The organism is Microbacterium sp. R86528, assembly GCF_044596335.1.
Classification (GTDB): Bacteria; Actinomycetota; Actinomycetes; order Actinomycetales; family Microbacteriaceae; genus Microbacterium; species Microbacterium marmarense.
Genome location: NZ_CP138996.1, coordinates 2,853,506 through 2,873,751, shown reverse-complemented (window position 1 = coordinate 2,873,751; position 20,246 = coordinate 2,853,506). Strand labels below are relative to the sequence as shown.

General features: G+C 63.1%; 20 protein-coding genes. 8 read left to right on the top strand and 12 right to left on the bottom strand.

Annotated features, from left to right (window positions below):
- The first annotated feature begins 196 nt into the window (after positions 1–196).
- Together SJY18_RS13295 and SJY18_RS13290 are read left to right on the top strand one after the other, a co-directional pair.
- On the top strand, positions 197–1,300 hold the full coding sequence (locus SJY18_RS13295) for a sn-glycerol-3-phosphate ABC transporter ATP-binding protein UgpC (protein ID WP_337337519.1): 1,104 nt from the start codon (positions 197–199) through the stop codon (positions 1,298–1,300).
- Positions 1,301–1,368: 68 nt separating this feature from the next.
- Positions 1,369–2,676 (top strand): DUF4032 domain-containing protein, encoded by a 1,308-nt coding sequence (locus tag SJY18_RS13290; RefSeq protein ID WP_396667905.1) that lies wholly within the window; start codon positions 1,369–1,371, stop codon positions 2,674–2,676.
- Between the two features lie 29 nt (positions 2,677–2,705).
- Here SJY18_RS13290 and SJY18_RS13285 read toward each other — a convergent pair whose 3' ends face one another.
- From SJY18_RS13285 to cysS, 3 genes are read right to left on the bottom strand one after another with little or no spacing between them, the layout of a single operon-like run.
- Positions 2,706–3,347, bottom strand: coding sequence for an NAD(P)-dependent oxidoreductase (locus tag SJY18_RS13285; RefSeq protein ID WP_396667904.1), 642 nt, complete (start codon positions 3,345–3,347; stop codon positions 2,706–2,708).
- Positions 3,348–3,355: 8 nt separating this feature from the next.
- A complete protein-coding gene (gene rlmB / locus SJY18_RS13280; RefSeq protein ID WP_337337516.1) occupies positions 3,356–4,345 on the bottom strand; it encodes a 23S rRNA (guanosine(2251)-2'-O)-methyltransferase RlmB in 990 nt (329 codons plus the stop codon).
- Complete coding sequence (gene cysS / locus SJY18_RS13275; RefSeq protein WP_396667903.1) at positions 4,338–5,735, bottom strand: cysteine--tRNA ligase; 1,398 nt, start codon at positions 5,733–5,735, stop codon at positions 4,338–4,340. Before cysS ends, rlmB begins: the two co-directional genes overlap by 8 nt.
- A 63-nt stretch (positions 5,736–5,798) precedes the next feature.
- Between cysS and SJY18_RS13270 the strand changes: the two genes are divergently transcribed.
- Positions 5,799–6,728: a DMT family transporter gene (locus SJY18_RS13270; protein WP_396667902.1), complete on the top strand. Its 930-nt coding sequence runs from the start codon at positions 5,799–5,801 to the stop codon at positions 6,726–6,728.
- A gap of 129 nt (positions 6,729–6,857) precedes the next feature.
- On the opposite strand, the gene ispD is transcribed toward SJY18_RS13270, so the two are convergent.
- Both ispD and SJY18_RS13260 read right to left on the bottom strand, forming a co-directional pair.
- Positions 6,858–8,063, bottom strand: a complete 1,206-nt coding sequence (gene ispD / locus SJY18_RS13265; RefSeq protein WP_396667901.1) for a 2-C-methyl-D-erythritol 4-phosphate cytidylyltransferase — start codon at positions 8,061–8,063, stop codon at positions 6,858–6,860.
- A gap of 9 nt (positions 8,064–8,072) precedes the next feature.
- The gene (locus tag SJY18_RS13260; protein ID WP_337337512.1) at positions 8,073–8,555 is read right to left on the bottom strand and encodes a CarD family transcriptional regulator; all 483 of its coding nucleotides are present in this window, start codon (positions 8,553–8,555) and stop codon (positions 8,073–8,075) included.
- 171 nt (positions 8,556–8,726) lie between these two features.
- Between SJY18_RS13260 and SJY18_RS13255 the strand changes: the two genes are divergently transcribed.
- On the top strand, positions 8,727–9,197 hold the full coding sequence (locus SJY18_RS13255) for a DNA modification methylase (protein ID WP_337337511.1): 471 nt from the start codon (positions 8,727–8,729) through the stop codon (positions 9,195–9,197).
- A gap of 60 nt (positions 9,198–9,257) precedes the next feature.
- Here SJY18_RS13255 and SJY18_RS13250 read toward each other — a convergent pair whose 3' ends face one another.
- Complete coding sequence (locus tag SJY18_RS13250) at positions 9,258–9,941, bottom strand: response regulator transcription factor (RefSeq protein WP_337337510.1); 684 nt, start codon at positions 9,939–9,941, stop codon at positions 9,258–9,260.
- The gene (locus tag SJY18_RS13245) at positions 9,938–11,164 is read right to left on the bottom strand and encodes a sensor histidine kinase (protein WP_396667900.1); all 1,227 of its coding nucleotides are present in this window, start codon (positions 11,162–11,164) and stop codon (positions 9,938–9,940) included. Before SJY18_RS13245 ends, SJY18_RS13250 begins: the two co-directional genes overlap by 4 nt.
- Before the next feature lie 166 nt (positions 11,165–11,330).
- Here SJY18_RS13245 and phoU point away from each other — a divergent pair, with 166 nt between their 5' ends.
- Positions 11,331–12,098 (top strand): phosphate signaling complex protein PhoU, encoded by a 768-nt coding sequence (gene phoU / locus SJY18_RS13240; protein WP_396667899.1) that lies wholly within the window; start codon positions 11,331–11,333, stop codon positions 12,096–12,098.
- Positions 12,099–12,163: 65 nt separating this feature from the next.
- On the opposite strand, the gene SJY18_RS13235 is transcribed toward phoU, so the two are convergent.
- The 5 genes from SJY18_RS13235 to SJY18_RS13215 all read right to left on the bottom strand — a co-directional run bounded on the left by SJY18_RS13235 (position 12,164) and on the right by SJY18_RS13215 (position 16,252).
- Positions 12,164–12,910 (bottom strand): phosphoglyceromutase, encoded by a 747-nt coding sequence (locus tag SJY18_RS13235; RefSeq protein WP_337337507.1) that lies wholly within the window; start codon positions 12,908–12,910, stop codon positions 12,164–12,166.
- Between the two features lie 81 nt (positions 12,911–12,991).
- Positions 12,992–14,089 (bottom strand): FUSC family protein, encoded by a 1,098-nt coding sequence (locus SJY18_RS13230; RefSeq protein WP_337337506.1) that lies wholly within the window; start codon positions 14,087–14,089, stop codon positions 12,992–12,994.
- A 36-nt stretch (positions 14,090–14,125) separates the two neighbouring features.
- Positions 14,126–15,232: a YgfZ/GcvT domain-containing protein gene (locus tag SJY18_RS13225; protein ID WP_396667898.1), complete on the bottom strand. Its 1,107-nt coding sequence runs from the start codon at positions 15,230–15,232 to the stop codon at positions 14,126–14,128.
- Positions 15,232–15,834, bottom strand: coding sequence for an FABP family protein (locus SJY18_RS13220; protein WP_396667897.1), 603 nt, complete (start codon positions 15,832–15,834; stop codon positions 15,232–15,234). The genes SJY18_RS13225 and SJY18_RS13220 overlap by 1 nt, the downstream gene beginning before the upstream one ends.
- 127 nt (positions 15,835–15,961) lie before the next feature.
- On the bottom strand, positions 15,962–16,252 hold the full coding sequence (locus SJY18_RS13215; protein WP_337337503.1) for a hypothetical protein: 291 nt from the start codon (positions 16,250–16,252) through the stop codon (positions 15,962–15,964).
- Positions 16,253–16,376: 124 nt separating this feature from the next.
- Between SJY18_RS13215 and SJY18_RS13210 the strand changes: the two genes are divergently transcribed.
- From SJY18_RS13210 to SJY18_RS13200, 3 genes are all read left to right on the top strand, one after another.
- Positions 16,377–17,075: a response regulator transcription factor gene (locus SJY18_RS13210; RefSeq protein WP_337337502.1), complete on the top strand. Its 699-nt coding sequence runs from the start codon at positions 16,377–16,379 to the stop codon at positions 17,073–17,075.
- Positions 17,076–17,140: 65 nt separating this feature from the next.
- Positions 17,141–19,309 (top strand): RNA degradosome polyphosphate kinase, encoded by a 2,169-nt coding sequence (locus SJY18_RS13205; RefSeq protein ID WP_337337501.1) that lies wholly within the window; start codon positions 17,141–17,143, stop codon positions 19,307–19,309.
- Positions 19,306–20,244, top strand: a complete 939-nt coding sequence (locus tag SJY18_RS13200) for an NUDIX domain-containing protein (protein ID WP_396667896.1) — start codon at positions 19,306–19,308, stop codon at positions 20,242–20,244. Before SJY18_RS13205 ends, SJY18_RS13200 begins: the two co-directional genes overlap by 4 nt.
- The last annotated feature ends 2 nt before the right edge of the window (positions 20,245–20,246 follow it).

The window sequence follows — 20,246 nt, the reverse complement described above, 5'->3', positions numbered from 1 at the left end:
GGGGGAAGACCGTTGACGATGCTATCCAGGCAGTCTGGGAAATGACCAGACAGAGGCTCCACTTATGCCGTGCCACAGGGAGCTTTGCGAACACCATGGCATACTAGGTGAGCGCCCAATGACGGGCGTGTGGGAGTTCCCACATCCATCACTACGGATCGTCCGGCACGTACCTGCCGGTGAAGGAGAAGAAAACATGGCGACAGTCACGTTCGATAACGCCTCGCGCGTCTACCCCGGCGGCACCCGCGCCGCTGTCGACAAGCTGAACCTTGAGGTTGCAGACGGCGAGTTCCTCGTGCTCGTTGGCCCCTCGGGTTGCGGTAAGTCCACGTCCTTGCGCATGCTCGCTGGCCTCGAAGAGGTCAACTCGGGCCGCATCATGATCGGCGATCGCGACGTGACCGACGTTCCCCCGAAAGACCGCGACATCGCCATGGTCTTCCAGAACTACGCGCTCTACCCCCACATGACGGTTGCCGAGAACATGGGCTTCGCGCTCAAGATCGCAGGCGTGAACAAAGACGAGCGTGCCGCTCGCGTGCTCGAAGCCGCGAAGCTGCTCGACCTTGAGGACTACCTCACTCGCAAGCCGAAGGCACTCTCGGGTGGTCAGCGCCAGCGTGTCGCCATGGGTCGCGCAATCGTTCGCCAGCCGCAGGTGTTCCTCATGGACGAGCCGCTGTCGAACCTTGACGCCAAGCTCCGTGTGCAGACCCGTACCCAGATCGCCTCGCTTCAGCGTCGCCTCGGGGTCACCACGGTCTACGTCACGCACGACCAGACCGAGGCACTGACCATGGGTGACCGCATCGCGGTGCTCAAGGACGGTCTGCTGCAGCAGGTTGGATCGCCGCGCGACCTCTACGAGAAGCCCAACAACGTGTTCGTCGCTGGCTTCATCGGCTCGCCCGCAATGAACCTGTTCACCTCGAACCTCGCTGAGGGTGGCGTTGAATTCGGCACCGAGGTCGTTCCGCTCGACCGCGACACTGTCGGCCGCGCACACGGCAGCCAGGTCACCATCGGTGTTCGCCCCGAAGACATCGTCGTCGGCCCCGCCGACGGCAAGGGTCTCTCGGTGACCGTCGACCTCGTTGAAGAACTTGGTGCCGACGGCTACCTCTACGGTCACGCTGATATCGGTGGCACACGCACCGACCTCGTCGCTCGTGTCGACGGCCGCAACCACCCCAACGCGGGCGAGACGGTCACCCTCGCGGCGACTGCAGGTCACGTTCACGCGTTCGACGCTGAGACCGGCGAGCGCCTCAACGACAAGGCAATCGCTTCGGCGTAAGTATCGCCATCAGCAACGGCGCGGCGGGATCACTCCCACCGCGCCGTTGCTCATTTCAGGGAGAGTGAATGTCTGAGGCATTGAGCATTACGGCAAGCAGAGTTGATCCTGCGCTGCTGGAGTTGCCCTGGTCGACCCCACTGGCCGACTGGCCATCCAGCCATATCGTCTTTCTCCCCAAGGGCATTTCACGACACCTGGTGAGGTTCGCAAACCTGTCGGGGCGTGTAGTTGCGATCAAAGAGACCACCGAAGCGATGGCACGCCGCGAGTACGACATGCTCGGCAACCTCGATCGCCTCGACGTTCCCTGCGTGAACCGCATTGCCGTGATCGCTGGACGCACCGACGCCTCAGGACAGCCGCTGCCTGCGGCGCTGGTCACCGAGCACCTCAAGTTCTCACTCCCCTACCGCGCCCTGTTCACGCAGATCTTGCGTCCCGACACTGCGACACGTCTCGTCGACGCCCTGGCAGCGCTGCTCGTGCATCTGCACAACATCGGATTCTTCTGGGGCGATGTCTCGCTGTCGAACACCCTGTTTCGCCGCGACGCGGGTGCGTTCGCGGCCTATCTGGTGGATGCTGAGACTGGCGAACTTCATGAGAGCGGTTTGACGCGTGGGCAGCGAGCCCATGACCTCGACGTGGCGCGCACGAACATCGCCGGCGAGATCATGGACCTCGAAGCCGGTGGACGACTCGAAGGAGGCGTCGACGCGATCTCGATCGCCGACGGCATCATGTCGTCGTATCACGCGCTCTGGGCGGCGCTCACCGACAAAGAGACGTTCCGTGCCGACGAGTCATGGCGACTCACCGAGCGGGTACGCCGTCTCAACGATCTGGGCTTCGACATCGGCGAGATGTCGATCGAAACCAAGTCCGACGGCACGAAGGTGTCGATCCAGCCGAAGGTGGTCGATGCCGGGCACCATCAGCGTCGCCTCATCCGGCTCACCGGTCTCGACGTCGAAGAGAACCAGGCACGCAGACTGCTGAACGACCTCGACGAGTTTCGCGCGCGCAGCTCGCGCTTCTCTGAAGACGAAGAGATGGCCGCACACGAGTGGATCACTCGGGTGTTCGAGCCGGTGGTGAAGTCGATCCCATGGGATCTGCGCTCCAAACTCGAACCCGCTGAGGTGTTCCACCAGGTGCTCGAACACCGCTGGTACGTGTCACAGCGCAGCGGGCGATCGGTGCCGCTCGCCGAAGTGCTCTCGAGCTATATCGACGACGTGCTGCGTCACCGCCGCGACGAAGCCACGCTGATGTCGCCATTGACCGAGACAGTGTCGCTGCCGATCATCACCGACACGCACGCCATCATCGACGAAGACGACGATGGCGTCGACTGGCGCGACCTGGTCTAGCTCGGCCGCCGCTGACTACGCCAGGCGTCTCAATATCCGACAGAGAAGCGCTCGCGTGAGTGCTTCGGCTGCTCGACCTCGTCGATCACAGCAACGGCAAGGTCGGCGCCCGAGATGAACGACTCACCGGCAGCATCCGTCACGATCACATCGCCACCGTCGCGGTAGCTTCCCGTGCGCTCTCCGGGATTCCACGGGCCGAATCCCCCGGCGGGGTGCACGTAGAACCAATCGCGACTGGCGGGGCCTGCCTGCAAGTCGTCGAGCACGCCGATGGCTTCAAGGGCCTCGGGCTTGTACTCGTCGCTGAATGACTCTTGGTCAACCAGGCGCTCACCGCCAGCGGCGATGAGGCTGCCGCCCGCTCCGCCGATCACTCCGAGACGAACCTCGCTGGGCAGCTCAGCGGCCAACTCGGCGAGGTTCACCCGCAGCCGCCCGAGCATGGCGCCGCGGGCTGCTACGGCAGAGATGACCACGTCGACGCCTTCGAGTTCGCTGACAAGCCACGGCACATCGAGCAGCGTGCCCTCGATGTACGTAGCGCCGGCCACGCGCTCAGACGGCAGCGAACGCGCCACCGACACCGCGGTGTGACCTCGGCTCACCGCTTCGGCCACAATGTGACTGCCCGCGTAGCCGGTTCCTCCGATAACTGCGATACGTGCCATGCCGTGCCCTACTTCTCGAGCTCCGCACGCATCGTCGACACCTGGTACAGGGCAACAGATGCGGCGATCCCGGCGTTCAGCGACTCGGCGCCCGAGATCGGAATCGAGACGATCTGGTCGCAGGTTTCGGTGACCAGGCGCGAAAGACCCTTGCCCTCCGAGCCAACGACGATCACGACGGGCCGATCGGCGAGCCCTAGTACGGGCAGCGAGACATCGCCGCCGCCGTCAAGGCCGAGAATGAACACCCCCTGCTTCTTGAACTCTTTGAGCGTCGTCGTCAGGTTCGGTGCGAGAGCGACCGGCGTGCGGGCGGCGGCACCCGCACTGGTCTTCCATGCGGCAGAGTTCACGCTCGCCGAACGGCGCTGCGGCACAATCACACCGTGCCCGCCGAAAGCAGCCGTCGAGCGAATGATCGCACCGAGGTTTCGCGGGTCTGTGATGCCATCGAGAGCGACGAGCAGGGGAACCTGGTCTTCATCGATGATCTGCTCGAGCAGATCTTGCGGATGCGCGTACTCGTAGGGCGGCACCTTGAGCGCGACTCCCTGGTGTACGCCGTCGAACCCGGCCATGCGGTCGAGCTCGGGGCGGGTCACCTCGAGCACCGGGATGCCGCGGTTCGTCGCAATCGAAAGCATCTCTTTGACGCGGTCATCCATCTCGACGCGCTGCGCGATGTAGAACGCGCTCGCGGGAATCTTGGCGCGAAGAGCTTCGAGCACTGAGTTGCGACCGGTCACCGTTTCGGTGTCGTCGTCTTTCTTCGCCGAGCGCTGACGCGAGCCCGTCTGACCGGAGGGTTTTGGCTTGCCGCCAGCCGCCACGTAGCGATCAGCAGCAGCCTTGCGCTTGCCGGCGGGGTGCCATGCCCGGTCTTCTGCCTTGGGCGTCGGCCCGCGACCTTCGAGCGAACGCTTGTTCTTCCCGCCCGTGCCCTTGGTGGGGCCCTTCTTGCTGCCCTTGCTTGCGCCGGGGCGTCCTTGCTTAGCCATCGAGACTCCAATGTGTTCCGTTTGCGCTGTCTTCCAGCGAGATTCCTGCCGCGGCGATCGCATCGCGGATGCGATCAGCCCCAGCCCAGTCTTTGTTCGCTCGCGCTTGTGCGCGTTGCGTGATCATCGTCTGCACGAGGGTGTCAAGCGCCGTCGCCTCGGCTGTGCCGTTCGTCGTGGCCCACTCAGCACTCAACGGGTCGAGGCCGAGAATCTGCAGCATCTCGCGCACCTGCACAGCCGCAGCGTGAGCGGCGTCAGCGTCGCCTGAATCGAAAGCCGAATTGCCGGCGCGCACGGTCTCATGCACGACGGCGAGCGCCTGTGGCACGCTCAGGTCGTCGTCCATCGCCACCGCGAACGCTTCGGGTAGCGCTGGCGCGGCGCGGTCATCGAGCGACGCGACTCGACTCGCACGTTCGAGGAACGTGCGCAGTCGCTCGAGCGCAGCATCCGCTTCTTCAAAGGTCTTGTCTGAGATGTCGAGGCTCGAACGGTAGTGGGCAGCGGCAAGCGCGTATCGCACCACGAGCGGATCGCGAGATGCGAGCAGATCGCCCGCAAGCACGAAGTTGAACAGCGACTTCGACATCTTCTGCCCGTCGACGGTGACAAGACCGTTGTGCACCCAATAGCGAGCAAACGCATCGCCGGCCGCCGTGGATTGAGCCAGCTCGTTCTCGTGGTGCGGAAAGCGCAAGTCAAGACCGCCGCCGTGAATGTCGAACTCGTCACCGAGGTAGCGTCGCGCCATCGCCGAGCACTCAATATGCCAGCCGGGCCGGCCGCTGCCCCAGGGCGAGCTCCAGACCGCCGATGCAGGCTCTTCGGGCTTGCTGCTCTTCCACAGCGCGAAGTCCTGCGGATTGCGTTTGCCTCGCGCATCGGCATCGCTCGCCGTCTCCATCGCGTCGAGCGATTGTCGCGTGAGTTCGCCGTAGGCGGGCCACGAACGCACGTCGAAATACACGTCACCCGCCACCGCATAAGCGTGCCCGGCGTCGATCAGTCGCTGAATGAGCTCGTGCATCTGAGCGATCGATCCCGTCGCTCGCGGCTCGTAGGTCGGCGCCTGAATGCCGATCGTCTCGTAGGCGCGAGTGAACTCACGTTCCATGCGGTAGGCCAGCGCCCACCACGGCTCGCTGTCGGTCGCGTTGGCCAACACCTTGTCATCGACGTCGGTTACGTTGCGCACGAACGTTACTCGCGCATAGCGATGGGCCAGCCAACGACGCAGGATGTCGAAGCTCAGCGCGCCGCGCAGATGACCGATGTGGGGACCCGACTGCACCGTCGGCCCGCATACATAGATCGTGATGTTTCCGGGGTCGATGGGTACGAAATCGCGCAATGCCTGCGCCTTGGTGTCATAGAGCCGTACCGTCACCGCACCAGCCTACCCGCGGGTCCTGTGTCAACACCCGGAGCGACCAGCCGGTAGAACTGTATGGTGCCCTACGTTCTCGCCGTTCTTGCCGCCGCTCTGCTGTTCGGCACCACCGGCACAGCGCAAGCGCTCGGGCCTGACAGCGCCACCCCCCTCGCGCTGGGCGTCATGCGCATGGTGTTCGGCGGAACCGGCCTTGCACTGATCGCGTTCACTCTCGCAGCACGAATGTCGAAGAGACGAATGGATGCTGCGCCGCGCCCGCGGCTTGGCGCTCGGCCGCTCTCACTGATGCTGCTGACCGGTGTGTGTCTTGCGCTGTACCAACCACTGTTCTTTCTGGGCACCGAACGCAATGGCGTCGCGATCGGCACCGTGATTGCGTTGGGCTCGGCACCGATTCTTGCCGGATTGCTCGAGTGGGCGCTCACCAGGCGCATGCCGTCGTTCACGTGGGTCTCGGCCACCCTGCTCGCGACTGTCGGTGTGGTGATGCTCGGCGTCGGGGGCGAATCGGGCAACGTCAGCACCGACCCGATCGGTCTCGCCAGCTCGGTGGGCGCGGGCGCCTGCTTCGCCGTGATCGCGAACTCACAGCGCACGCTGCTTGACTCGGGATGGGACCCTTTCACGGTCGTCGGGGCGATGGGAGCAAGCTCCGCGGCGCTGTCGGCGCTGTGTGTGCCGTTCGTTGATCTGCAGTGGTTGGGCACGCCGAGCGGCCTGTTCATGGCGCTCTGGGTGGGGCTGGCCGCGATCTCTGTCGCCTATGTGCTCTTCACGTGGGGGCTGAGCGGCTTGACCGCTGCCACGGCCGCGACGCTGACGCTCGGTGAGCCCCTCACCGCAACGGTTCTCGGCATCACTGTGCTGGGAGAGCAGCTGTCGCCGCTCGCGATCATGGGCCTCGTGATTCTCACCGCCGGCTTGGCGCTGCTGGCGTGGGGTTCTCGCAAGCAGCGAGACCCGGTTCCATTCGCCGTCGAGGGGTAAGCGTCGATGAACCTCCAGATTCGCCCGCCGACTTCGACGCCGACGACACCAGAGCTCTGGTCCGTCCTCGCGGTGTCGGTGGACTGAAACTGGAGGACCCCTACTCCGCGTTCATGGTGCGAAGCCTGTTTACGCCGGAACGATCAGTGCGACGGCAAACGCTGAAACACCTTCGCCCTGGCCTGTGAAACCGAGACCATCGGTGGTGGTTGCGGTGACGGACACAGGTGCGCCGCCGAGCGCAGCCGACAGCACCGCTTGCGCCTCCAGCCGGCGTGACGAAAACCGCGGGCGATTCGCTTGCACCTGCACCGAGACATTGCCGATCCGCCAGCCCGCTTCAGCGAGCAGCGCGCGGGTGCGGCTCAGAAACGCTTCAGCATGGGCGCCGGCATATTCGGGGTAGTCGGTGCCGAAATGCGTGCCGATGTCGCCGAGTGCCGCTGCGGCGAGAAGCGCATCGACGATCGCGTGCGCAACGGCGTCGCCGTCGGAGTGACCAGAGAGCGCTCGCTCGCCGGGCCACTCCAGGCCAGCAAGCCAGAGGTCGCCGTCGCCGCCGAAGGCGTGCACGTCTGTGCCCACACCAACTCGCGGCATGGCGGCCGCCCTGTTTGCGGCCGGATCGGATTGTTCAGTGACCGACGGCGTGACGAGGCTCTGAGCGCGTTCCAGATCGTCCCGTGTGGTGATCTTGAACGAGCGTGCATCGCCGTCGACCACGGCTACGCGGTGGCCAGCTTCGGCCACGAGTGCGGCGTCATCGGTGAACTCGGCGGTCGCCGAGCGGTAGGCAGCATCAAGCACCTCGCGGCGGAACCCTTGCGGTGTCTGCGCGGCCGCCAATCGCGAACGATCCACGTGTGCGGTGATCGTGGAACCGTCGACACGCTTGATGGTGTCGACGACCGGCAACACCGGGATCGCTGCCGGTGCTCCCGCCTCGATCTCGGCGATCACACGTTCAAATACAGCCGGGGGCGTAAGCGCCCTGGCCGCATCGTGCACGAGCACGATCTCGATATCAGCCCGCAGCGCCGCGAGGCCCGCCGCGACAGACGCCTGTCTCGTCGGTCCGCCGACCACAACGGATGCGAAGTCGGCTTTGTCGCCTGAAACCGCCAAGGCTTCGGTAAGAGCATCACCAGAGCGCGATTCGGGCGCGACAATCACGACCTGAGCATCTGGGACGGCGAAGACGCCATGAAGAGAGTGCCAGAGAATACTGTGGCTGTCGATGCCGACAAACGCTTTGGGAGCACCAGCTCCCAAGCGCGTGCCAGAACCGGCAGCGACCACGATGACAGCGACGCGCGGTACGGGTGTAATGCTCACCCGAGAAATCTAGCTTGCGAGAACCTCGTCGAGCAGAACACTGGCTTTTTCTTCGTCAGTCTTCTCTGCAAGAGCGAGCTCTGAGATGAGAATCTGCTTCGCCTTGGCGAGCATTCGCTTCTCACCCGCGGAGAGTCCGCGGTCTTGATCGCGGCGCCACAGGTCGCGTACGACCTCGCTGACCTTGATGACATCGCCCGAAGCGAGCTTTTCAAGGTTCGCCTTGTACCGACGCGACCAGTTGGTCGGTTCTTCAGTGAACGGCGCACGCAGCACTTCGAAAACCTGGTCGAGGCCTTCTTTGCCAATGACATCGCGAACGCCGACCAAATCGACATTCTCTGCAGGAACTTCAATAATCAGGTCACCCTGGGTGACGTTGAGCTTCAGATATTTCTTCGTCTCACCACGGATGATCCGGTCTTTGACCTCGATGATCGTTGCTGCACCGTGGTGGGGGTAAACGACCGTCTCGCCAACCTCAAAAAGCATGGAGTTATGTCCCTTCGGCAACCTCCAGGATAACACAGGCAACATACGCTAAGGTACGCCGCCTATCCGCTGGCGCCCTGTTGCGCGCCGCGAGATGCCGCGCCGACACCACGGGCGATACGCGGAGACCATAGAATGCAAGAGTCGTTGTCACCCGCACTTGGAGGATCCGTGAAATCGCGCCTCATCGCGTCGCTCGCCCTAGGCGCTGCCCTCGTTGTCACCACAACGGGCTGCAGCATGATCGCTCCGCAGGCGACCACCATCCAATACGCCGCCGCAGAGGGCGTGAATGTTCCGGACTCAGGACCGATCGAAGTGCGAAACGCCTTCATCGTCGCGACCGATGACGGCTCTGAGGGAAACTTCATCGCCGCGCTGATCAACGACACCGATCTGTCGCACACGCTGAGCATTCAGGTGGGCGAAGGCTCATCGAAGATCACCGAAACCGTGCGCGTTCCGGCGCGCACCACCTTGAGTCTCGGCGCCGACGAGGAGCCGCTGCTGCTCACCGATCTCGACGCTGTTCCTGGCACCGTCATTCTGGGGTACTTCGAATCAGACGGCACCGGAAGCCCAATCGTCGACATTCCCGTTCTTGACGGAGAGCTCGACTACCTCGCACCTCTGGTTCCGTAGCGAACAGCCCAAACGACAATCGCGCCCCGTGATGATCACGGGGCGCGATTCGTTTTGCGTTCAGTCTTCGAAACGGTAGCCCAGACCGCGAACGGTCACGAGCTTGGTCGGCACCGCAGGGTCTGCTTCAATTCGTGAGCGAATGCGCTTGATGTGCACATCGAGCGTCTTGGTGTCACCGAAGTAGTCGCTGCCCCACACTCGGTCAATCAGCTGACCGCGCGTGAGCACACGGCCCGAGTTGCGCATCAGCACCTCAAGGAGCTCGAATTCCTTCAGCGGCATGCTGATCTCTTCGCCCGCGACCGTCACCGAGTGCCGGTCGATATCGAGCACCACACGGCCGCCATCAAGCACCCGGTCTTCTAGGTCGGAGTCAGGCACTGCAAGACGACGCAGAACCGCGCGCATGCGCGCCAGCAGCTCGCGCGCCGAGTAGGGCTTGGTCATGTAGTCATCTGCACCGAGCTCAAGACCCACCACGATGTCTACCTCGGAGTCTTTGGCGGTAAGCATGATGATCGGCACCGCCGAGGTCGTGCGGATCTGCCGGCACACCTCGGTTCCGGGCATGCCGGGCAGCATGAGATCAAGCAGCACGATGTCTGCGCCGTCTGCGCTGTACGCGGCCAGGGCCGCTGGCCCGTCTTCCGCGATCTCGACTTCATATCCCTCACGTCGCAGCAGGTAGGCGAGCGGGTCTGAGAGGTCTGGTTCGTCCTCGACGATTAAGACGCGAGTCATTTAGGGTCTCCATCCTTGGAACGAGCTGTGGCCTCGCCAAGCTTTTGTTTCTTTGGCTTCTTCTTTTTCTTACGCTGTTTGCCTGGAGCCTCGTGAACGGGCGCGGCGATCTGAGGCAGGCGAATCGTGAACGTCGAGCCGCGTCCTGGGCGAGACCAAAGCGTGACCTCACCGCCGTGCAGCTGAATGGCGTGCTTGACAATCGCCAAGCCCAGACCGCTGCCTCCCGTACGTCGCGCGCGAGCAGGGTCGGCGCGGTAAAAGCGCTCGAACACCCGCGCTTGATCTCCCTCGGCGATACCAATGCCACGATCGGTGACTGCGATTTCGACAACGCTCTCGTTCACCCGAATGCCCACACCCACGTTGGTGTCGCGCGCTGAGTAGACGATCGCGTTGGAAATCAGGTTGCCGACCGCCTCGCTGAGGATCTGTGCGTCGCCGCGCACGTAGAGCCCTCGCTCGCCGCCTCGTGCGATTGTGATGTCGGCAGCGTCGGCCTGCAGTGCGTGAGCCTCGATGGCGCCCGCGACAACCTCGTCGATGGAGACGTCACGCTGAGCGTTGATGACGTCGCCCGATTGCAGTCGAGACAGACTCATGATGCGCGCCGTGAGGTTTGACAACCGACCGGCCTCGGCGAGCAGTCGCTCAGCGAAGATTCGAACCTGGGGCGGATCGTCAGCAGCAGACTCAATCGCTTCCGCGAGCAAGCTCACCGCCCCAACGGGGGTTTTCAACTCGTGGCTGGTGTTTGCGACGAAGTCGCGCCGCATCTGCTCCACGCGCTCGTGTTCAGTGATGTCTCGCATAACCAGCAGCGTCAGCCGGGTCGAGATGCGTGTGGCGCGAACGACGACGAGTCGGGGCTCGGCGGGCAATGCCCCTTTGCGAATTCGCAACGTCTCGGTCGTGGCCGCGTCGACAGTGCGAACCTCACGAACCACTTGCCGCAACTGATCGTTCGCGAGAGTCTCATCTTCTTCGAGCCCAAACGGCAGGGCCGGCCGAGACGCCGCCACGATTCGCATTGAAGAATCGACGACTACTGCCGCGTCGTCCATGGCGTGCAAGACGGCAGACACGCCTTCGGGAACGTCCACTGAAACAGCGGCGTGAGCTCGGTCTCGGGCGCGGAGTGATGCGACAATGACGGCTGCCACAGATCCGCCGATGAAGATTCCCGCAAGAAGCGCGACCAACGCCAGTTGCGTTACGTTCATTCTCACAGCGTATGGTGCCCAGAGGTGCCTGCACGCGCAAACGCCCCGGGACCGAAGTGACCGGGCTAGTATTCACCGCGGTAGCACCATTCGTTAACCTTCGCTCGCGACAATCACCAATGTCGCGCGGGCGGATGCCTGCCAAAGATCATGAGAGGTGCATCAGATGCGCGAAGTATTCCATCAGTCACTCGAAGACGTCCAAGACCGGCTCATCGAGATTTCAGAGATGGTGACGGTTGCCATCGACAAGGCGACCCGGGCCTTCGGCACCAGCGACGTCGCCCTCGCTGAAGAAGTGATCGAAGCCGACGCAATCATCGACGAGAAGGCAATCGCGCTCGACGAGCTCGCCATCGAGATTCTTGCGCGTCAGCAGCCGGTCGCACGCGACCTTCGCGTCGTGGTGAGCGCGTTGCGCACAAGCGCATCGCTTGAGCGTATGGGTGACATCGCCGAGCACATCGCGCAGCTCACACGCATGCGCTTTCCCGAACGCGCCATTCCGAGGGGCCTCAAGGGAACCTTCCGCAAGATGGGCGAATATGACGTCGAGGTCGCCCGGGCGCTCACCGAACTCTTGCGCACACAGGACCTGACTCTCGTCGAGAAGCTGCGCGATGCAGACGACAAGCTGGATGAATTGCACGCGTCGGTGTTCGAGAAGGTGTTGAGCGACAGCTGGCGAGGCGAAGCCGGCGCGACCGTCGACGCAACCTTGGCGAGCCGCTACCACGAGCGTTTCGCCGATCACGCGGTCTCGGTAGCCAAAAAGGTCGCCTACCTCGCCACCGGAGATTGGGTCGTCACGACCGACACGATCGGCATCGTCGTTGCGTCCAGCACGCCCGAGACCGATGCAGACTCAGCCGATGTTCTCGAAGTGGGCGACGTCGTCGAGGTCACCGACATCGACACAACTACCCAGCGCTAGCAGCTACATAAACGAAGAGAGCGGATGCCCCGGGGCATCCGCTCTCTTCGTTTATATGACGGGGCCTATTTGCCCTGGTTGGCCACGGCTGCAGCGCCCGCGGCAGCGGCCTCGGGGTCGAGGTACTCGCCCGGCCCCAGCGGATTGAGGTCTTCGTCTAGTCGGTAGACGAGCGGAATTCCGGTCGGGATGTTCAGCTCTGCAATGTCGTCGTCGCTGATGCCATCAAGGTGCTTCACCAAGCCACGCAGCGAGTTGCCGTGGGCAGTCACCATCACGGTCTTTCCCGCTTTGAGATCGGGGACGATGTCGCTCGACCAGTAAGGCAGCAGTCGGTCAATCACGAGCTTGAGCGACTCTGTGTGCGGAACCTCGCCGTCGATACCCGTGTAGCGAGGATCGTTCACCTGGCTGAACTCTGACTCGACGTCGAGCTCGGGCGGTGGCACGTCAAACGAGCGGCGCCACAGCATGAACTGCTCCTGGCCGAACTCTTCAAGTGTTTGCGCTTTGTCTTTGCCCTGGAGCGCACCGTAGTGGCGCTCGTTCAGACGCCAGGAGCGCTTGACTGGAATCCACAGTCGGTCGGCGGTATCGAGTGCGAGGTTGGCGGTTTGAATCGCGCGACTCAGCAGCGAGGTGTGCAGGACGTCAGGCAGAATTCCAGCTGCGGCAAGCAGTTCGCCGCCTCGGGCGGCTTCAGCCTTGCCCTTCTCAGTAAGACGGACGTCGACCCAACCGGTGAAGAGGTTGAGTTCGTTCCACTCGCTCTGGCCGTGGCGGAGGAGGATCAGGGTATGCGGGGCGGTCATGCGCCCAATGATATCGGCGCTTGAGCTACATCCGCAGTTCTGTGAAGCGTCGAGCCGCATCTGCGCTGAACAAACATCGCGTCACAGCCGCGGCACAGCCGCGCGCGCGTCGCTCGGGCTTACGCCGGCCGCGACTAACAGGTCGACCACAATTGGTCGAAGGGACGCGATGAGGTTCTGATCTCCCAGCGGTGCGTCGGGAGCGAGCTCGCGCGGGTCAAGGTGCGCAGCCACGGCAAGCAGCTGTGCGCGTGCGGTGGGTTCAACTGAGATATCGGTCAGCGAAGCGCTGACGACAGCCGCGCCCCGAAAAATGTCATTCACCAGATCGGCGGCCAGCGGCCGAGCCAGAGCGTCGTCTGACAGATAGACCGCACGGCGCGCCACTACCCGCAGTGATCTCACGACGAGATCCAACGAGGTGTGAATGCGAGCCTGTCGTTCAAGTTCGAATCGGCGCCGCCGCGTGAACGGCGAGATCCGCGAGATCGCCAGACCCGATTCGAGCGACTCTCCCCAGTTCTGCATCACAGGCTGCAGCGCGCGAGCTTTCTCCAGAGCGCGGGCAGCCCGCATACGGTCGCCCCGTCGCAGTGCCTGGCTGAGGGTAGCTGCAGCATCCTGAACTGCCGCGAATGCCGCTGCACCGTCGCGCAGTGTCGCGCGCAACGGATTGCGTGGAATGAGCGAGGTCACGACGATCGCGGCGATTCCGCCGATCACACCGTCGAGCAGACGCACGAAAGGCACGCCGACGGGCAACGCCATGACGATAATCGCCTGAATGGCAGCCGCGATCGCGAAGCTGGCCTTCGACGAGATGAAGCGCGCCACGATGAGCGCCACCCCTACCGAGAGCGCAAGCTGCCAGATTCCGGATCCGGCAAGAATCAACAGCAGCTCCGCGACGAGAATGCCCACCAGCATTCCCACAATCGTCTCAACCACCCGAATCGGGCGTGCATCGCGCACCAAACCGAGGCTCGACACGGTCACCGTGGCCGCCAACAGCGGAGTGGGATGCCCGAGGATGTCGGCAGCAAACCAGTAGGCAAAAGAAGCTGCGACGACGATCTGGACGATCGCGATGGCCGAGTCACGTACGCGCCGCAACCCCGGCCGCGGGTCGAAGCGTGAATACCAGCGGATGGGAATTGCCGTCGTCTGCGGATCAGCCATCTATGCTGCCTGACGGCGACGGAGCAGCCATCTCGATCACGTGGCGCGAGTACGCCGCGAGAGGCGCGGCATGCGCGGCACACCCGCCGTAGCTCCCGCCTCGGGGGGCACAATGATCTCTTGCGCGGCGGTGATCACACCGTCGTCGGTCTGCACAAGAAGAACTTCTTCGATCGGCGTCGTACGTTTGACCAGGGCCAGAGCGATGGGTCCGTCTTCATAGTGCAGCGCCACCGACGTGATCGATCCCACCACGGTTTCGCCCTTCAGCACGTCTGCGCCCACGGCCGGCAAGGTGCTGTCGCTGCCATCGAGTTGCAGAGCGACGAGGCGACGTGGCGGGTGGCCGAGGTTGTGAACCTTCGCCACAGTCTCTTGCCCGCGGTAGCATCCTTTGCTCAAGTGCACCGCGGTGCGCAACCAGTCCACTTCGTGCGGAAGGGTGCGTTCGTCGGTTTCTCTCAACCAGCGCGGCCGCCAGGCAGCCACGCGAAGGGCATCTACCGCCGCAAGACCCGAGATCGCAATGTCGCCTGCTGCAGCAGCAGCGGCGACTCGCTTCGCTTCGCCGTGGGTTGCGATCACTTCGACCCAGTCTCGGGCGGATCCAGGATGCGGCTCAGCGACCGCGTAGGCCCAACCACCCACTGAGACGGCAGGCCAGGGGTCAACCCAGACCAGCGGCACGCCAGCAGGCTCGGCAGCGGTGACGAGTTTCGCTCCCGACCGTGAGGCGCCAAAGACTGAGTACTCTTCGCTCGCGTCGCGAACCTCTACCCGCAGCCGGAACCGCATGCGGGTGAGCCAGGTTGCCAGCGCCTGCGCACCGTTTTTCTCCACAATGAGCCACGCTGTGGCACCGTCGTCGATTACCGATGCTGCGTGCTCAATGTGACCGTGTGGGTCAAGAACGAGCAGTTCGGTGCTCTCGCCGGGCGCGAGCGCATTCAGCGCTTGCGAGGTGAGCGAATCGAGCCACGACAGTCGGTCTTCGCCCGTTACCGCCAGCACACTGCGATCGGCGAGGGGTGCAATCGAGGTGCCGCGAGCGAGTGAGCGTTGCTCGCTGAGTGGATTGCCCAGATGAACAAGTCCGCGGTCGTCGGTCACCGCGCCGTCGAGGGTGCGGAATGCAGCATCCATCATTCAAGCCGCGCAAGCCGCGCGGAGGCATGGGAGCTGAGCTCTTTTCCAAGAGCGGCGATATCCCAGGCCCACAGCAGGTGAGCGTCTACGAGCCCATACATCCGCGTTGCCGCACCATATGGTTTCGCACCAACCGGGCGCACGATCGCGTCGGTTGCGATGTCGACACGCGGGCCTGCGATCTGGCCGAGATACAACTCGCTCACGCCATTGGAATGCACCAGCGAGACTTCGATATCGAACGCTCCCGCCTCGTTGCGGAGCTTCTCGATATCGTCGACTGTGCGCGCGAGCGGCGGCCCCTGCGGGCTCAGCAGCGCGGGACCAGGGTCAGAAACTTCTGCAGCAAGCGCCAAGCGCCAATAACCCACTTCAGAGACCAGCGAAGTGCGCACGTCATCATCACCGTGCAGCCAGGCTGACGCCGAGTAGTTCAGAAAACCGCCGCCATCGTGGCTGAAGCTCACGCGGTGAGTGAACTCGCCCGCGAAATGGTGGGTCTCAGTCTCGTAGTCAATGACACCGGTGCCTTCCCAGACGCCGATCAGCCACGAGAGCGGAGCCAGCTCGGCAGGAAGGTCGGTAGGAAGATCGAGCATCGCTCTAGCGCTGGCCGCGATACAGGTTCTTCAGCACGACGATCGAAACGAAGGCGATCGCAAGTGATGCGAGGCCGAGAAGTCCGACGAAGAACAATTCGAGCGCAACGAGATCCATGTGACCACCCTATCTGGGAACGACTTCTGCGAGCGCGAATCCCAAGCTGATCACTCCGAGAACCAATAGCGATCCGACCATGCTGGCTGCGACTCGAAGAATGAAGCCGTCAGCGCGGCCGATCATGAGCTGCACGACAAACGAGAGCATCAGGCACCCGCCGAGCGCCACTGCGAGCCACGCAGCACGCCAATCCGCTCCTACAAAGATGCCGATGAAAACGCCCGCGATCGCTGCCGCGATCCACACGACCGCGATGGAGCCGAGAGATTGTCGCTGAGCGAGTTCTGGTTGGGACACATCTCTATTGTGGCGCACGACCGCTGGGCGTGCACGAATCGCTCCGAGTAGCGCTGCGCACGAACACTCGTCGTCACGCTCTACACTGGAGCACGGCGCGAGACCGCGCGGGAAAGGCATTCCTTTGGCACAGCTCCTGGTTTTGAGCTCTACTCACGGCGGCAGTCCGGTGTTGCCGTCGCTGGAGTTGCTGAGCCATCGTGTGCGCCAAATCCCGGCTGAACCAGCCCAGCTCGTCAACGCCCCGAGCTCAGACATCATCTTCGTTGACGCCCGCGTTGATCTCGTCGGAGCAAAGTCGCTGTGCAAGATTTTGAACACCACAGGCCTGGATGCTCCCCTTCTGCTGGTTGTCACCGAGGGCGGGCTCACCGCTGTTTCCCCTGACTGGGGCGTGGATGACGTTATTCTCGTCACAGCCGGACCGGCTGAAGTCGACGCGCGAATTCGCCTCGCCATCGGTCGGCAGTCGGCTGAACAGGTCTCGACGCGCATTCAGACCTCGGGAATCACGATCGACGAATCTTCGTACTCTGCGAAGGTTCACGGCAAGCCGTTGGATCTCACGTACAAGGAGTTTCAGCTGCTTCACTTCTTCGCCACCCATCCGTCGCGGGTGTTCACTCGCGAACAACTGCTCAGCGAAGTGTGGGGCTACGACTATTTCGGCGGTACCCGAACCGTTGATGTGCATGTGCGTCGACTGCGCGCCAAGCTCGGCGATCTCGAGCAGCTGATCGGAACCGTGAGAAACGTCGGATACCGCTTCAACGTCTACGAAGACGACCAGGTTCCCACGCCCCGCGAGCGCTCAGAAGCCTAGATTTTGCAACTCTCGGCCCGTGGTTCGTTCACGTGCACGTCACCTGCGACTGCAATGATGAGTGGATGATCGAAAATGAGCCACTCGACGCTGGACTCGGCGGCGGAGACGACGACGACGACTTCGACGTAACTGAGGAGTTTGACGCCCAACTTCCCGAGCAGCGCTACCTTGACCGTGAGCTCAGCTGGCTCGCATTCAACCAGCGCGTGCTCGAGCTGGCTGAAGACCCCGCGGTGCCTGCGCTCGAACGCGCGAACTTCCTCGCGATCTTCGCGAGCAACCTCGACGAGTTCTTCATGGTGCGCGTCGCGGGCCTGAAGCGACGCATTCTCACCGGCTTGGCCGTGCCGACCAACGTCGGCCGCGCTCCCGCAGACGCTCTGGCCGACATCTCGACCGAAGCGCACCGGCTACAGGTGCGCCACGCAGAGGCGTGGATGAACGACGTGCGTCCCGCACTCGCTGAAGCTGGAATCGAGCTGGTGAAGTACGACTCGCTCAGCGACGACGACAAGTCAACGATCTACGACTACTTTCACGCCCAGGTCTTCCCTGTCTTGATGCCATTGGCTGTGGACCCCGCCCACCCGTTCCCGTACATCTCGGGTCTGTCACTGAACCTTGCCATCCGTATTCGCAATGCGCGCACCGGCCGTCAGGAGTTTGCACGACTCAAGGTTCCCGCGATGCTTCCGCGCTTCGTGCCGTTGCCGTCACTCGACGGCCGACTGCGCTACATGTCGATGGAAGACGTCATCTCCAACCATCTCGACGACTTGTTCCCGGGAATGGAAGTGCTCGATCACCACGCATTCCGCTTGACCCGCAACGAAGACGTCGTCATCGAAGAAGACGAGTCTGAGAACCTGATTCAGGCGCTCGAGGCCGAGCTGCTGCGTCGCCGGTTCGGTCCGCCGATCCGCCTTGAGATCACCGACGACATGGACGACGTCACGCTGGATCTTCTGCTCAAGGAACTTGAGATCACCGCGCAAGAGGTTTATCGCCTCACCGGACCTCTCGACCTTCGGGGGCTTTTCGACCTGGGGCGCATTGACCGACCCGACCTGCGCTACAAGCCTCATGTGCCCACGACGCATATGGCCTTCCAGCCCGGCGACAACAATGAGCGGCCCGATATCTTCGCCGCTATTCGCAAGAATGATGTGCTCGTGCATCACCCGTACGAGTCATTCGCAACGAGCGTGCAGGCGTTTCTGGAGCACGCGGCCAAAGACCCCCACGTGCTGGCTATCAAGCAGACGCTCTACCGCACCTCGGGCGACAGCCCGATCGTTGAAGCTCTGATCAACGCCGCTGAGGCGGGCAAACAGGTGCTCGCCCTCGTCGAGATCAAGGCGAGGTTCGACGAAGCAGCGAACATCGTGTGGGCACGCAAGCTTGAGAAAGCTGGCGTGCACGTCGTGTACGGGCTCGTGGGCCTCAAGACCCACTGCAAGCTCGCCCACGTCATTCGCGAAGAGAACGGCGTTCTTCGCAGCTACAGCCACATCGGCACGGGCAACTACAACCCCAAGACCAGCCGCATCTACGAAGATTTCGGGCTGTTCACCGCCGATGATCAGGTCGGTCGCGACCTCACGCGATTGTTCAACGAGCTGAGCGGCTACGCCATCGAGAAGAAATTCAAGCGCCTTCTCGTCGCGCCGTTGCACCTGCGCAAAGGCCTGCTGCGACTCATCGACAAAGAGCGCCTCAACGCGCTCGAGGGCAAAAAAGCCCGCGTGCGCATCAAGGTCAACTCCATGGTCGATGAGCAGATCATCGATGCCCTCTACCGCGCCAGCCAAGCCGGCGTCTCGGTGGAGGTGTGGGTGCGTGGCATCTGCTCGCTGCGGCCTGGCGTTGCGGGCATGAGCGAGAACATCATCGTGCGCAGCATCTTGGGTCGATACCTCGAGCACTCTCGTATCTTCTCGTTCGAAAACGACGGTGATCCGATTACCTATATCGGCAGCGCCGACATGATGCACCGAAACCTCGACCGTCGCGTTGAGGCGCTCGTCAAAGTCGTTGCTCCCCCGCATCTGAAAGAACTCCACGACCTCTTCGATCTGGCGATGAGCGACAGCACCAGTTCATGGCATCTTGGTGCTGACGGCGAATGGGTGCGACACTCTTTGGATGCTGAAGGCAAGGCGCTCGTCGACATTCAGGATCGAACCATGACCAACGTGCAGCGGCGACGCCGCGCACGGGCGGTGCGATGACCGACACAGCGGTATACGCTGCGGGCGGGGTGGTATGGCGGCTTGTCGACGGCAAGCTTTATGTGCTGCTCATTCACCGCACCAAGTACCGCGACGTCACTCTGCCGAAGGGCAAGGTCAACCCCGGTGAGATGCTCGCCGAGACCGCCGTGCGCGAAATATTCGAAGAGACCGGCATTCGCGTCGCGCTCGGCGTTCCGATCGGCGTGTCGCGATACCACCTGCCCAGCAAACGGCTCAAGATCGTGCACTACTGGGCGACCGAAGCCACCGAAGCTGCGGTGCGCGCCTCGGAATTCGTGCCTAACCGAGAGATCGCTGCGATCGAGTGGGTCAGTTCGAAGAAGGCGCTCGGCCGCCTGAGCTACCCCGTCGACGTTGAGATCCTCGAGAACTTCCTTCACCTCGTTGATGACGGAGTGCTCGAGACGTTTCCACTCATCGTACTGCGTCACGGGCATGCACTGTCGCGGAGCGACTGGGATGGCGAGGACTCTGATCGCCCTCTCGATGCGCGCGGCAAAAGCGAGGCAAAGACGATCGTCGGCCCGTTGCTGGCCTTTGGCGCTGACAAGATCGTCACCAGCAACGCCGTGCGCTGCGCGAAGACCGTCGCCCCACTGGCGAAGTCTCTCGATCGCAAGGCTGAGAAGACCGAGCTCATCAGCCAAGATGCACGGGAACGCGGCAAGGCCGATGTGAGAACCGTGATCGGTGATCGGGTACGCGCTCGCACGCCCGCAGTGATCTGCAGCCACCGCCCCGTGCTGCCCGAGATTCTGAGCGAGATCGCGCTGGCGACAGCAACCCTTCCGGGCTCTTATCTGTCGAGCGCGGCCACACTGGATCCGGCGGCTTTCTCTGTGGTGCACATTTCGGCGCGCAATCCCGGCTCGGGCATTATCGCGATCGAAACTCACTCGCCGAAGAAGTAGCT

What these genes read in the sequence shown, in the direction of transcription:
- SJY18_RS13220 (WP_396667897.1), bottom strand. Translation starts at nt 15,834, where the DNA reads ATGCTCGATCTTCCTACCGACCTTCCTGCCGAGCTGGCTCCGCTCTCG.
- SJY18_RS13230 (WP_337337506.1), bottom strand. Translation starts at nt 14,089, where the DNA reads ATGGCTGATCCGCAGACGACGGCAATTCCCATCCGCTGGTATTCACGC.
- SJY18_RS13250 (WP_337337510.1), bottom strand. Translation starts at nt 9,941, where the DNA reads ATGACTCGCGTCTTAATCGTCGAGGACGAACCAGACCTCTCAGACCCG.
- SJY18_RS13235 (WP_337337507.1), bottom strand. Translation starts at nt 12,910, where the DNA reads ATGACCGCCCCGCATACCCTGATCCTCCTCCGCCACGGCCAGAGCGAG.
- SJY18_RS13290 (WP_396667905.1), top strand. Translation starts at nt 1,369, where the DNA reads ATGTCTGAGGCATTGAGCATTACGGCAAGCAGAGTTGATCCTGCGCTG.
- SJY18_RS13285 (WP_396667904.1), bottom strand. Translation starts at nt 3,347, where the DNA reads ATGGCACGTATCGCAGTTATCGGAGGAACCGGCTACGCGGGCAGTCAC.
- SJY18_RS13205 (WP_337337501.1), top strand. Translation starts at nt 17,141, where the DNA reads ATGATCGAAAATGAGCCACTCGACGCTGGACTCGGCGGCGGAGACGAC.
- rlmB (WP_337337516.1), bottom strand. Translation starts at nt 4,345, where the DNA reads ATGGCTAAGCAAGGACGCCCCGGCGCAAGCAAGGGCAGCAAGAAGGGC.
- SJY18_RS13245 (WP_396667900.1), bottom strand. Translation starts at nt 11,164, where the DNA reads ATGAACGTAACGCAACTGGCGTTGGTCGCGCTTCTTGCGGGAATCTTC.
- SJY18_RS13225 (WP_396667898.1), bottom strand. Translation starts at nt 15,232, where the DNA reads ATGGATGCTGCATTCCGCACCCTCGACGGCGCGGTGACCGACGACCGC.
- SJY18_RS13200 (WP_396667896.1), top strand. Translation starts at nt 19,306, where the DNA reads ATGACCGACACAGCGGTATACGCTGCGGGCGGGGTGGTATGGCGGCTT.
- SJY18_RS13295 (WP_337337519.1), top strand. Translation starts at nt 197, where the DNA reads ATGGCGACAGTCACGTTCGATAACGCCTCGCGCGTCTACCCCGGCGGC.
- SJY18_RS13260 (WP_337337512.1), bottom strand. Translation starts at nt 8,555, where the DNA reads ATGCTTTTTGAGGTTGGCGAGACGGTCGTTTACCCCCACCACGGTGCA.
- phoU (WP_396667899.1), top strand. Translation starts at nt 11,331, where the DNA reads ATGCGCGAAGTATTCCATCAGTCACTCGAAGACGTCCAAGACCGGCTC.